The sequence below is a fragment of the Bradyrhizobium genosp. SA-3 genome, assembly GCF_004212635.1.
In the GTDB taxonomy this organism is placed as follows: Bacteria; Pseudomonadota; Alphaproteobacteria; order Rhizobiales; family Xanthobacteraceae; genus Bradyrhizobium.
The window spans coordinates 1-12543 of sequence record NZ_PSRT01000041.1 but is presented as its reverse complement, the minus strand read 5'-3'; the positions used below and the strand labels follow the sequence as shown (position 1 = coordinate 12543).

Below are 12543 nucleotides of genomic sequence, written 5' to 3'. Positions count from 1 at the left end.
GCGCTTTGCCCACCCTACGAATCTCACTCTTGCGGACCGTAATAGGTGCAGCTCTCGTTGCAACTGTCGCGGTGGATGCTGACGCGGGTGAGCTTGTCGATATGGGCCAGCCTGTCCCAGACGAAGCGCGAGAGGTTTTCCAGCGTCGGGGTGCCCAGCGCCTCGATCTTGTTGAGGTATTTGTGGTCCAGCATCAGGCGCACGTCCTCGATGGCGCGCTGAAGGAGCCCGAGGTCGACGACCATGCCAGTGTTGGGATCTGGCGTGCCGCGAACCGTTACCTCGGCGCGGAAGGAGTGGCCGTGGATCTCTTCGCTCGCCGCACCGAACGTCGTGCCCGACAAAGAGTGCGCCGCCTCGAAGCGGAACGATTTCGTCAATTCCCACATCTGTCCGTCAACAATCCTATCTGATGCCGAGCGATTTATGTGTCTGCACGCTCAACCGCCATTGCGGATGGCGCAGGCAATAGTCGATCGCACGCGCGGTGTTTTGGGCGATCTCAGGTCCGTCCATCGGCTGCAGGGAGAAGCGCTCGAAGGCGAGGCCTTCGAAGGCTTCGGGCGCGGCGAGCGCCTGCGGGTAGACCAGCTTCAGCTCGTGGCCGCGGCGGAGCACGAGCTCGCTGCCGCCCTTGGGGCTGACACAGATCCAGTCGAGCCCGTCCGGGGCGGCAATCGTGCCGTTGGTCTCGACGCCGATCTCGAAGCCGCGGGCGTGCAGCGCGTCGATCAAGGCGGCGTCGACCTGGAGCAGCGGCTCGCCGCCGGTCAGCACCACGTAGCGGTTGGCGGTGGATGCGGCCCATTGCGCGGCGATGGTGTCGGCGAGTTCCGCAGCCGAGGCGTAGCGGCCGCCGAGCGTGCCGTCGGTGCCGACGAAATCCGTGTCGCAGAACTTGCAGGTCGCCTCGCTGCGGTCCGCCTCGCGGCCGCTCCAGAGGTTGCAGCCGGCAAAACGGCAGAACACGGACGCGCGCCCGGCATGGGCGCCTTCGCCTTGCAGGGTCAGGAAGATTTCCTTGACCGCGTAACTCAACTCTCTCTCCTCAATCCTTTGGACCTTCGGGGTTCCGGATCTGGCGCAGCGCCTCGCCGGCGGCCATCGCCGCGGTCATGGCCACATTGAGCGACCGCAGGCCGGCCCGGATCGGAATCACCAGCCGCGCGTCCGCGGCCTCGAGCACCGCATCGGTGACGCCGGCGCTCTCGCGTCCGAATAGCAGGATGTCCGACGTCTGGTAACGGAAATCGCGATAGTCGGTGGCACCTTTGGTGGTGAACAGCAGCAGGCGGTGGCCTTGTGCCGCACGCCAGTCCTCGAATCTCGCCCAGGAGTCGTGCCGGGTGATGCTGACCTGGTCGAGGTAGTCCATTCCCGCCCGGCGGAACGAGCGGTCCGAGACGGGGAACCCTGCCGGTTCGATGATGTGAGCGGCCACGCCCAGACAGGCGCAGAGCCTGAGAATCGTGCCGGTGTTCTGGGGAATGTCGGGTTGGAAAAGCGCTATCTGCATGGGCTGTGGCAGGTTGGTTGCGGGGGCAAAATGTCTCAATAAAACATCGCTCGCCCGGGAATTCGTGCATTGCACGCTCCCGCGCCGATAGCGGGCTTGCGCTCGCCCGGCAAGGGTGCCAATAGAACGATTCTGGACTGCTGTTTTCCCCGTTTGGGCGCGAGCAAGCAAAGTTCTGCCGCCGCGGGGGGCCGCGGGCGCCGGCAGCCTTCCGGGGACCTCATGGGCGCCCCCCGGAGCGGTTCGACCGGTCGCATAAGAAGAAAGGGTTGGAATCGTGACGACAGCGTCTTCGGCGGACCATCCGACACGCCGTGATTTCTTATTCGTTGCAACGGGGGCAGCCGCAGCAGTAGGGAGCGCGGCTGCGCTCTGGCCCTTTATCTCGCAAATGAATCCGGATGCCTCGACCATCGCCGCCGGTGCGCCGATCGAGGTCGATCTCAGCCCGATCGCCGAGGGCCAGGACATCAAGGTGTTCTGGCGCGGCAAGCCCATCTACATCAGCCACCGCACCAAGAAGCAGATCGATGAAGCGCGCGCCGTCAACGTGGCGAGCCTGCCCGATCCGCAGTCCGACGAAGCCCGGGTCAAGTCCGGCCACGAGCAGTGGCTGGTCGTGATCGGCATCTGCACCCATCTCGGCTGCATCCCGATCGCTCATGAGGGCAATTACGACGGGTTCTTCTGCCCCTGCCATGGGTCGCAGTACGATTCGTCCGGCCGCATCCGCCAGGGGCCCGCGCCCGCGAACCTGCCGGTGCCGCCGTACCAGTTCGTTTCCGACACCAAAATCCAGATCGGCTGAGCTTCGGACCCGCGTCCGAAGCTTCGCGCCGTCTCGTCGTACTATTTCCTCAGGATCGCATCATGAGCGGACCATCCGACTACCAGCCGAGCAATCCGGCCCTGCAATGGATCGAGCGGCGTCTGCCGATCTTTGGTCTCATCCATTCCTCCTTCGTCGCCTATCCCACCCCGCGCAACCTGAACTATTGGTGGACCTTCGGCGCCATCCTCTCCTTCATGCTGGCGGTGCAGATCGTGACCGGCGTGATCCTGGCGATGCACTACACGGCGAACGCCGATCTCGCCTTCAAGTCGGTCGAGTTGATCATGCGCGACGTCAACTATGGCTGGCTTATGCGCTATATGCACGCCAGCGGCGCGTCGATGTTCTTTGTCGCCGTCTACGTCCACATGTTCCGCGGCCTTTACTACGGGTCGTACAAGGAGCCGCGCGAGGTGCTGTGGATCCTCGGCGTCATCATCTACCTGCTCATGATGGCGACCGGTTTCCTTGGCTATGCGCTACCATGGGGCCAGATGAGCTTCTGGGGCGCCACCGTCATCACCAATCTGTTCTCCGCCATTCCCTATGTCGGCGAGAGCATCGTGACGCTGCTCTGGGGCGGCTACGCGGTCGGCAACCCGACGCTGAACCGCTTCTTCTCGCTGCATTACCTGCTGCCGTTCCTGATCGCGGGCGTGGTCGTGCTCCACGTCTGGGCACTGCATGTCGCCGGCCAGAACAACCCCGACGGCGTCGAGCCGAAGACGGAAAAGGACACGGTGCCGTTCACGCCGCACGCGACCATCAAGGACATGTTCGGCGTCGCCTGCTTCATGATCCTCTTCGCGTGGTTCATCTTCTACATGCCCAACTACTTGATGGAGGCCGACAACTACATTCCGGCGAACCCGGGCGTGACGCCGCCGCACATCGTGCCGGAATGGTACTACCTGCCGTTCTACGCGATCCTGCGCTCGATCCCGAACAAGCTCGCGGGGGTCATCGCGATGTTCGGGGCGATCATCATCCTCGCCTTCCTGCCCTGGCTCGACAGCGCCAGGACGAGGTCGTCGAAGTACCGTCCGCTGGCCAAGCAGTTCTTCTGGATCTTCGTCGTGGTCTGCATCCTGCTCGGCTATCTCGGCGCGCAGCCGCCGGAAGGCATTTACGTGATTGCCGGCCGGGTGCTGACGGTCTGCTACTTCGCCTACTTCCTGATCGTGCTGCCGCTGCTCGCGCGCATCGAGAAGCCGCGACCGGTTCCGAACTCGATCTCGGATGCGGTGCTGGCCAAAACCGGGAGCAGATCGACGCCGATGGTGTCGACCGCGATCATGCTGGCGCTCGCCGGTTCGTTGTTCGCGGGCTCGATCGACAGTGCGAAAGCGTCTGAAGGCAACGACATCCCGCCGGCCAACAAATGGTCGTTCTCGGGCCCTTTCGGTAAGTTCGACCGCGGCGCGCTCCAGCGTGGCCTGAAGGTCTACAAGGAAGTCTGCGCCAGCTGCCACGGCCTGTCCTACATCGCCTTCCGCAACCTCGCGGAAGCCGGCGGCCCCGGCTATTCGGTGGCGCAGGCGGCGGCGTTTGCGTCCGAGTACAAGGTCAAGGACGGCCCGAACGATGCGGGCGACATGTTCGAGCGCCCGGGCCGGCCGGCGGACTATTTCCCCTCGCCATTCCCGAACGAGCAGGCGGCGCGTGCGGCGAACGGCGGGGCGGCGCCTCCGGACCTGTCCCTGATCACCAAGGCGCGCTCTTATAAGCGCGGCTTTCCCTGGTTCATCTTCGACTTCTTCACCCAGTACCAGGAGCAGGGTCCGGATTACGTCGCGGCCGTGCTTCAGGGGTTTGAGGACAAGGCGCCGGAAGGCGTCACCATCCCGGAGGGCTCCTATTACAACAAGTACTTCCCGGGTCACGCCATCAAGATGCCGAAGCCGCTCAGCGACGGCCAGGTGACCTACGATGATGGCTCGCCGACCACGGTCGCGCAGTACGCCAAGGACGTCACCACGTTCCTGATGTGGACCGCAGAGCCGCACATGGAAGCGCGCAAGCGCCTCGGCTTCCAGGTGTTCGTGTTCCTCATCATCTTCGCGGGCCTGATGTACTTCACCAAGAAGAAGGTCTGGGCCGGCTCGCACTGAGTGGCGCGAGACGAGTCGAAAATGAAGAAGCCCCCGCGAGGGGGCTTTTTTGTTGGGCTGTCATTCCGGGGCGATGCGTAGCATCGAGCCCGGAATCCATTCCTTCACCAATGCTGTAGCCTGATGGATTCCGGGTTCGCCCCTTCGGGCGCCCCGGAATGACGTGAGTGTGGATTGCGTCATCCTCTTGCACCCGCCAGAATACCCACAACCGCTCCCCCCAAACTCGTCGGAGGACACCATGGGAACCAGCATCACCTTCAAGCGACCGGACGGCAAGGACGCCTCGGGCTATCTCGCCAATGCCGGGCGCGGCAACGCGCCGGGCGTGGTTGTGATCCAGGAGTGGTGGGGCCTGTCGGACCAGATCAAGGGCCTGTGCGATCGCTTTGCGCTCGCCGGCTTCGACGCGCTGGCACCCGATCTCTACAAGGGCAAGGTGGTGCCCTATCACGACACGGACAGCGCCAACAAGGAGATGAACTCGCTCGACTTCATGGACGTCACCACGCAGACCGTGCGCGGCGCCACGCAATATCTGTCGCGCAACGGCGCCAAGGTCGGGCTAACAGGCTTCTGCCTCGGCGGCGCCGTCACCATCATCGGGGCGACCAAGATCCCGGAGCTCGCGGCCGGCGTCGTGTTCTACGGCATCCCGCCCGAGCAGGCGGCCAAGCCCGCCGACGTCAAGATCCCGCTCCAGGCCCACTTCGCCAACAAGGACGATTGGTGCACGCCGGAGCTGGTCAACGGCTTCGAAAAGGCCATGAAGACCGCCGGCAAGTCGCTGGAGCTGTTCCGCTATGACGCCGAGCACGCCTTCGTCAACGAGCAGCGCCAGGCCGTGCACGACCGCGAAGCCGCCGAGCTCGCCTGGGGCAGGGCGACGGAGTTTTTCCGGAAGCATCTGGGGTAATCGCTCGTAGCCCGGACGGAGCGCAGCGTAATCCGGGACTTTCCAATTGTGGCGCGAACCCCGGATTACGCTTACGCTCCATCCGGGCTACGTCTTGCCTCACTCTTGACGCCGCCCCCGCGCCATGGTGAGTATCCGCCCCATGAGCACCGCCTTCCGCCCAGCCCGTCTTTGGTGGCGCACCTCCTAACGAGGTGGCCGGTGCGATTTTCCTTTCCCAAATCGTCTGAGGTCGCCAACGCAGTGCGGCGGCCTGATCGTTTGTCCTGTGTGGCGTTTCCTCGGCAAGTTTCGTAAGAGGACGACATGAACAGGACAGTTTTTGCCCTCCCGGCCAGAAGCGACTATGTGACCCGTGCGGGTCTCGCGATCACGCGCGTGGCCGAGCAGTTCACCGGCGGCGCGAGCCGGCTCGACGACCTCGTCAGCCTGCTCGACCGCCGCCGCGGCGTGGTGCTGTCCTCGGGCACGACCGTGCCGGGCCGCTATGAGAGCTTCGATCTCGGCTTCTCCGACCCGCCGCTCAAGCTCGAGACATCGGGCGTCAATTTCAAGCTGGAAGCGCTGAGCGAACGCGGGCAGGTTCTGATCGCCTTCCTCGCCGAAGTCCTGCGCGAGCCCTGCGTGGTGATCTCCGAGAAGACGGCCACGCGGCTTGCAGGTCACATCATCCGCGGCGACGCGCCGGTCGAGGAGGACCAGCGCACCCGGCGTGCCAGCGTGATGTCGCTGGTGCGCGATCTCGTCGCCGCCTTCTCCGCCAATGACGACGGCCTGCTCGGCCTGTTCGGCGCCTTCGCCTACGACCTCGTCTTCCAGATCGAGGACCTCGTGCAGAAGCGCGCGCGAGAGAGCGATCAGCGCGACATCGTGCTCTATGTGCCCGATCGCCTGCTCGCCTATGATCGCGCCACCGGCCGCGGCGTGGTGCTCACTTACGATTTCGCCTGGAAGGGCAAGTCGACCGAAGGCCTGCCGCGCGAGACCGCCGACAGCCCGTATCTGAAGACGCCGCGCCAGGGTTTTGCCGATCACGCCCCTGGCGAATACCAAGCCACCGTCGAGACCGCGCGCGCGGCCTTTGCGCGCGGCGATCTCTTTGAAGCCGTGCCGGGGCAGCTCTTCGCCGAGCCCTGCGACCGCTCGCCCGCCGAAGTGTTCCAGCGCCTCTGCGTCATCAACCCGTCGCCCTACGGCGCGCTGATGAATCTCGGCGAGGGCGAGTTTCTCGTCTCGGCCTCGCCGGAGATGTTCGTGCGCTCGGACGGCCGCCGCGTCGAGACCTGCCCGATATCAGGCACGATCGCGCGCGGCACCGATGCGATCGGCGACGCCGAGCAGATCCGCCAGCTCCTGAACTCGGAGAAGGACGAGTTCGAGCTCAACATGTGCACCGACGTCGACCGCAACGACAAGGCGCGCGTCTGCGTGCCCGGCACGATCAAGGTGCTGGCGCGGCGGCAGATCGAGACTTACTCGAAACTGTTCCACACCGTCGATCATGTCGAAGGCATGCTGCGCCCCGGCTTCGACGCGCTCGACGCCTTCCTCACCCATGCCTGGGCCGTGACTGTGACAGGTGCGCCAAAGCTCTGGGCAATGCAGTTCGTCGAGGATCACGAGCGCTCGCCGCGGCGCTGGTATGCCGGCGCGATCGGCGCGGTGAATTTCGACGGCAGCATCAACACTGGCCTGACCATCCGCACCATCCGCATGAAGGATGGCTTGGCTGAAGTGCGTGTCGGCGCGACCTGCCTGTTCGATTCCGATCCCGCCGCCGAGGACCGCGAATGCCAGGTCAAGGCCGCTGCCCTGTTCCAGGCGCTGCGCGGCGATCCGGCAAAGCCGCTGTCGACCTTTGCGCCCGATGCGACCGGAAGCGGCAAGCAGGTGCTGCTGATCGATCACGACGACAGTTTTGTCCATATGCTTGCCGACTATTTCCGCCAGGTCGGTGCCAGCGTTACCGTGGTCCGCTATGTGCATGCCCTCGACATGCTCAAGCAGAAGAGGTGGGATTTGCTGGTTCTGTCGCCCGGCCCCGGCAGGCCTGAGGATTTCGCGATCAAGAAGACCATCGACGCGGCGCTGGAGAAGAAGCTGCCGGTGTTCGGCGTCTGCCTCGGCGTGCAGGCGATCGGCGAATATTTTGGCGGCGAGCTCGGTCAGCTCACCCATCCCGCCCACGGCCGGCCCTCGCGGGTGCAGGTGCGCGGCGGACGGCTGATGCGCAATCTGCCGAACGAGATTGTCATCGGCCGCTATCACTCGCTCTTTGTCGAGCCGGACAGCATGCCCGAAGTTCTGAGCGTCACCGCCAGCACCGAGGACGGCGTCGCCATGGCGCTGGAGCACAAGACCCTGCCGGTCGCCGGCGTGCAATTCCACCCGGAATCGCTGATGTCGCTTGGCGGCGAGGTGGGGCTGCGTATTGTCGAGAATGCGTTCCGGCTGGATGCTGGAGCGAATTGAATTGAGTAAGGACCGTCATTGCGAGGAGCCCGCGACAAAATTGCGAAGCAATTTTGCGCTGGCGACGAAGCAATCCAGACTGCCTCCGTGGAGACGATCCTGGATTGCTTCGCGGAGCCTGTCATCGGGCCGCGCTTTGCGCGGACCCGGTGGCTCGCAATGACGGTGGAAAAGCCAGAGCGAGATAACCATGACCTTTGACCACGATCTGAAGGCGAGCGTCCGCACCATTCCCGACTATCCCAAGCCGGGGATCATGTTCCGCGACATCACGACCTTGCTTGCGGATGCGCGTGCCTTCCGCCGCGCGGTCGACGAACTCGTCAATCCCTGGGCCGGCAACAAGATCGACAAGGTCGCCGGCATGGAGGCGCGCGGCTTCATCCTCGGCGGCGCGGTGGCGCATCAGCTCTCGGCCGGCTTCGTGCCGATCCGCAAGAAAGGCAAGCTGCCGCACACCACCGTGCGCATCGCTTACTCGCTCGAATACGGCATCGACGAGATGGAGATGCATGTCGACGCCATCCTGCCCGGCGAGCGGGTGATCCTGGTCGACGATCTCATCGCCACCGGCGGCACCGCGGAGGGCGCGGTGAAGCTGTTGCGCCAGATCGGCGCCAATGTCGTCGCGGCCTGCTTCATCATCGACCTGCCCGAACTCGGCGGCGCCGCCAAGCTGCGAGCCATGGACGTGCCCGTGCGCACGCTGATGACGTTCGAGGGGCACTGAGCGGGCGAGGAATATCGCCCGGTTTATTCTGTACCCCCGCCGGCTGCTGCGGCCTCGGTTCACCTCTCCCGTAGGGAGAGGTCGGATCGCATCGCAAGATGCGATCCGGGTGAGGGGGTCCGGTCTTACTGGTTGCCGCGGCCCCTCACCCGGATTGCAGTTCGCGGCTGAAAGTTCAGGACCGCTGCAGGATCAGGTTTAGCTCGAGCTCCCGGAAGGCGATGTAGTTCCGCCGGGTCCATTGGTGCAGCTCGGTCGAGGCGTCCTTCTCCTGGCGCAGATAGCCGGTGAAGGAGAAGGTCAGCCGATCGATATAGGTCTTCAGGAAGCCGGGGAGCGCGGGCAGGCGGAACAGCCGGCCGCCGGCCATTGCGGGCGGCAGCTCGCCGCGCACGACATATTCGTTGTCGACCGTGATCAGGTTCATACGCGGGATCTGCCCGCGCAGCATCTCATGGGCGCGGGCCGAGACGCGGTCGGTGTCGGCGACGAACAGGATCTGAGGCGCGACGTGACGGCGGGCCGCCTCCTTGAGCAGGCCGATCTCGTCGGTCATCTTGAAGAACTCGTCGAAGGCGTGGAAGCCGAGGTCGATCACCTTGGCAAGGCCGTCATCGACGATGACACGGTCCATCAGCTGCATCTTGCCGTAGGTGTCGATCACGTCGGCAGTCTCGGTGATCTTCGGCAAGTAGTCCAGCAGCGACGGCTCCTTCAGGTTGACATCGAAGGCCGCCACGTTGCCGTTCTTGAGCAGCAGGAATTCGCTCAATAGCCGCGCCAGCAGGGTCTTGCCGACCTGCGGGCGGGGCGAGCAGATGATGTAGACTGGTGTCGCGGGCATCACGCATTATCTGAGCGAGCTTGTCGCCCAATCCAGCCGTATCAGCCCTGCTTGCGCAACTATTTTTCGCTGTTGCTGGTCACTGGTTTCGATCCGACGATGTCGGTCAGCCGGATCCGGTCGAACTCGCTCCAGACGTTCGCTAGCCAATGCCGGACATAGCCGCGCAGCACGAACGAATAGTTCGCGGCGTCGTCGTTCATGCCCTTGTTGGCGACGAATTTCAGGAACGGGACGGAAGACACCTCGACCTGCTCATAGGCCATTTCGTTGAGCTTGGGGATCGTCAGCTCGGTCGCGTCCTTGATGCGGTGGAAGTAGGAATTGTAGGTCGACTGGTCCCATTGGAAGAACTGGGTGTCGTTGATGAAGTTCTTGACCAGGAAGTATTTTGCGCCGGCCATGAAACCCGCGGTCTCGGCGATCTCGTCCAGCGAGGCGATCGAGGGGCCCAGGATGTGGAACACCGCGAAGGTGATCTGGCCGGCCTTGGCGGCGTCGAGGAAACCGATGTCGCGCAGTGACGCCAGTGCCGGCGAGAGCAGGCCGGCGCGGACGTCGATCACGGTCACCGACGGGCTCGCCGCGTTGAGCGTGTCGAAGATCTTCATCTGGTCGGCCGTCGTCATCATGTCGACGATCTCGGTGATGTCGGGGTGGAAGCGCTTCAGCGTTCCGCGCGGGGATTCCGTGTCGAACGCGCGCGTCGGCACGTTGTTGGCGGAGAAATAATCGAGCAGGGTGCGCGATACCGTGGTCTTGCCGACCCCGCCCTTGTCCGCGCCCACCACAACCACTGCCGGCTTTGCCATTGCTGTCCCCTAACGCACGCCCCCGATCGCGAGGTCGCAATCGGCCGGGCCCCAAATCGATGTCCCAAGTCTGCTGTTGGGCGCGAACATGGCAGAAACAAGGGAGAATTCAATTCCCCGGCATGCAGTTAGGCCAATTCCCGAGGTTTTTCCCAATCGCGGCGAAACTCGCCGCGTGTGGCGGGAATCAGGTGCTCAGTGGCGGCCCCAAGGCCCCATAGAATGACCCATTGGATTGCCCGCCGGGTTGCTGGAGGCGGTTCCGGAGGGATTGGGTGCGGGTACGGGCGGCGGGCTGGCCGATCCGTCGGCGTCATCCCACGGGCCATGGCGCAGCGGCGGCGGGGCGTCCTGCCGGTCGGCTTGCGCCCCCGGCTCTTCCGTCTCCTCCGCGAGCGTCGGCAGGGGACCGGGGTCGCGGCCGCCGGCAAACTTGACCAGCGCGTCGACCCGGGACTGCACCGAGGGGTGGGTCGCGAACAGATCGGCAAAGCCCTCGCGCGGGTTGTCGACGCAGAGCTCCATCACGGCCGAGGTCGCGCCGGGCAGCTCGCCGCGGCCCTCGATCTTGCGCAGCGCCGAGATCATCGCGTCGGGGTCTTTCGTCAGCTCGACCGAGCCGGCGTCGGCGAGATATTCGCGTGACCGCGACAGCGCGAGCTTGACCACCTGCGACAGCAGCCAGGCCAGCACGATCAGCACGACCGCGATGATGATGACGATGATTGCGCCGCCGCCGGAGCTCTTGCTGTCGCTCGATGACGAGGACGACCGCGACGACGAGGAGGAGCCTGAGGACCACGAGCCGCCGGAGCTGGGGCTCCAGTCAAAGCTCGTGAACAGGCGGAAGAACAATTCACCGAAGAAGCCGACCACGCCGGCGATGATGACGGCGACCACCATGAGCTGCACGTCGCCGTTCTTGATGTGGGTCAGCTCGTGGCCCAGCACCGCCTCGATCTCCTTGTCGTTCAGCGCATCGAGGAGACCGGTGGTGACGGTGATCGAATATTGCCGCGGATTGAGGCCGGTCGCGAACGCGTTCAGCGCCGGGCTCTCCATGATCTTCACCTTCGGCATGGTGATGCCGCGCGAGATACAGAGGTTTTCGAGCAGATTGTAGAGCCGCGGCTCCTCCTGCCGGGTGACGTCGTGGCCGCCGGTCACGGCGTCGATCATCGACTGGTGGAAGAAATAGGCGATCGCGATCCAGGCGATCGCCGCAATGGTCGCGAAGGGCGCGGCTTTGAGCAGGTCGGCGAAGGCGCGGCTCAGATAGTAGGCCACCGTGCCATTGCCGTTGATGACGACCTCGGCGACCAGCGCGCCGGCATAGACCAGCACGTAGACCAGCATGAACAGGCCGGCGAGCAGCAGCATCGAACGAAACTTGTTCGAGGCGATGTGCGTGTAGAGACCATACGCGGCCATGACGCGGGTGCCCTGCCGGCCTATCGGCTCAAATCAGAACTTCACCTGCGGCGCCGCCTCGACCTCGGTACGCCTGGTGCCGAGATCGAAGAACTCCTTCCTGGTGAAGCCGAACATGCCGGCGAACAAGGCGGCGGGCATCTGCTGGATGCCGGTGTTGTATTCCTGGACCGCGTTGTTGAAGAAGCGGCGGCTCGCCGCGATCTTGTTCTCGAGGTCGGAGAGCTCGGATGCGAGCTGCTGGAAATTGGCGTTGGCCTTGAGGTCGGGATAGGCCTCCGACAGAGCGATCAGCCGGCCGAGCGCGCCGGACAGCTGGTTCTCGGCCGCGGATACCTGCGCCGGTCCCTGCGCCGACATCGCCGAGTTGCGCGCCTTGATGACGTCGTCGAGCGTGCCGCGCTCGTGCGAAGCGTAACCCTTCACCGTCTCGACCAGGTTCGGGATCAAATCGTGGCGCTGCTTGAGCTGCACGTCGATGTCGGCAAAGGCCTGGCCGACACGCTGGCTCAGCGCCACCAGGCGGTTGTAGGCACTGAAGGCCAGGAACACGAGGACGACAATGACGCCGAGAACGATCCAGCCGGTCGACATGGAGAACTCCTGAAGGGGGAAGAAGGCGGGCGCTAGGGTAGACCAAATTGGCGCGAAGCGAGAGCCTGGCGCAGAGGGAAGGTAAGGCTTGGTCGGATCAGGAACCACTCAAGTTCAAGGCCAAAGTGCCGGACGAGGTTAACTTTCGGACATGATCGCATCGCCCCAGCGCCAGCGCCGGGCGTCCGCATAGGCCGGCTTGTCGCGTCGTGGGACTTTCGTCAGCGCGACCCCAGCCTCGGTGCAGAGCTTTGCCGTGATCTCGGCCTTGCCGACGTCCGGCGG

Annotated in this window: 12 protein-coding genes and 1 pseudogene; 5 read left to right on the top strand and 8 right to left on the bottom strand. The window is 64.4% G+C overall.

Annotated elements, in window-relative coordinates:
* Window positions 1–23 precede the first annotated feature (23 nt).
* From CWO91_RS16145 to CWO91_RS16135, 3 genes are read right to left on the bottom strand one after another with little or no spacing between them, the layout of a single operon-like run.
* Window positions 24–389, bottom strand: a complete 366-nt coding sequence (locus CWO91_RS16145) for a 6-pyruvoyl trahydropterin synthase family protein (RefSeq protein WP_130214319.1) — start codon at window positions 387–389, stop codon at window positions 24–26.
* A 16-nt stretch (window positions 390–405) separates the two neighbouring features.
* The gene (gene queE, locus CWO91_RS16140) at window positions 406–1038 is read right to left on the bottom strand and encodes a 7-carboxy-7-deazaguanine synthase (protein WP_130214318.1); all 633 of its coding nucleotides are present in this window, start codon (window positions 1036–1038) and stop codon (window positions 406–408) included.
* Between the two features lie 10 nt (window positions 1039–1048).
* Window positions 1049–1516, bottom strand: coding sequence for a tRNA (cytidine(34)-2'-O)-methyltransferase (locus tag CWO91_RS16135; protein ID WP_130214317.1), 468 nt, complete (start codon window positions 1514–1516; stop codon window positions 1049–1051).
* Between the two features lie 277 nt (window positions 1517–1793).
* Between CWO91_RS16135 and petA the strand changes: the two genes are divergently transcribed.
* From petA to CWO91_RS16110, 5 genes are all read left to right on the top strand, one after another.
* Window positions 1794–2324 (top strand): ubiquinol-cytochrome c reductase iron-sulfur subunit, encoded by a 531-nt coding sequence (gene petA, locus CWO91_RS16130; protein WP_091894240.1) that lies wholly within the window; start codon window positions 1794–1796, stop codon window positions 2322–2324.
* A gap of 62 nt (window positions 2325–2386) precedes the next feature.
* Window positions 2387–4459 carry a cytochrome b/c1 gene (gene fbcH / locus CWO91_RS16125; protein WP_130214316.1) on the top strand — a complete coding sequence of 691 codons (2073 nt, stop codon included), beginning with the start codon at window positions 2387–2389 and terminating at the stop codon, window positions 4457–4459.
* Window positions 4460–4700: 241 nt separating this feature from the next.
* Window positions 4701–5375 carry a dienelactone hydrolase family protein gene (locus CWO91_RS16120; protein ID WP_130214315.1) on the top strand — a complete coding sequence of 225 codons (675 nt, stop codon included), beginning with the start codon at window positions 4701–4703 and terminating at the stop codon, window positions 5373–5375.
* Between the two features lie 306 nt (window positions 5376–5681).
* Window positions 5682–7847 (top strand): anthranilate synthase component I, encoded by a 2166-nt coding sequence (locus CWO91_RS16115; protein WP_130214314.1) that lies wholly within the window; start codon window positions 5682–5684, stop codon window positions 7845–7847.
* Window positions 7848–8037: 190 nt separating this feature from the next.
* Entirely contained in the window at window positions 8038–8577 is a 540-nt protein-coding gene (locus tag CWO91_RS16110; protein WP_128935586.1) for an adenine phosphoribosyltransferase, read from the top strand.
* Between the two features lie 175 nt (window positions 8578–8752).
* Here CWO91_RS16110 and CWO91_RS16105 read toward each other — a convergent pair whose 3' ends face one another.
* From CWO91_RS16105 to CWO91_RS44315, 5 genes and pseudogenes are all read right to left on the bottom strand, one after another.
* Window positions 8753–9421, bottom strand: a complete 669-nt coding sequence (locus CWO91_RS16105) for a hypothetical protein (RefSeq protein WP_165405494.1) — start codon at window positions 9419–9421, stop codon at window positions 8753–8755.
* A gap of 59 nt (window positions 9422–9480) precedes the next feature.
* Window positions 9481–10233, bottom strand: coding sequence for a hypothetical protein (locus tag CWO91_RS16100; RefSeq protein WP_130214313.1), 753 nt, complete (start codon window positions 10231–10233; stop codon window positions 9481–9483).
* A 195-nt stretch (window positions 10234–10428) separates the two neighbouring features.
* Entirely contained in the window at window positions 10429–11664 is a 1236-nt protein-coding gene (locus CWO91_RS16095) for a M48 family metallopeptidase (RefSeq protein WP_130214312.1), read from the bottom strand.
* Between the two features lie 33 nt (window positions 11665–11697).
* A complete protein-coding gene (locus CWO91_RS16090; RefSeq protein WP_130214311.1) occupies window positions 11698–12258 on the bottom strand; it encodes a LemA family protein in 561 nt (186 codons plus the stop codon).
* 138 nt (window positions 12259–12396) lie between these two features.
* Window positions 12397–12543, bottom strand: a pseudogene (locus CWO91_RS44315) (small ribosomal subunit Rsm22 family protein); the annotation flags it as partial.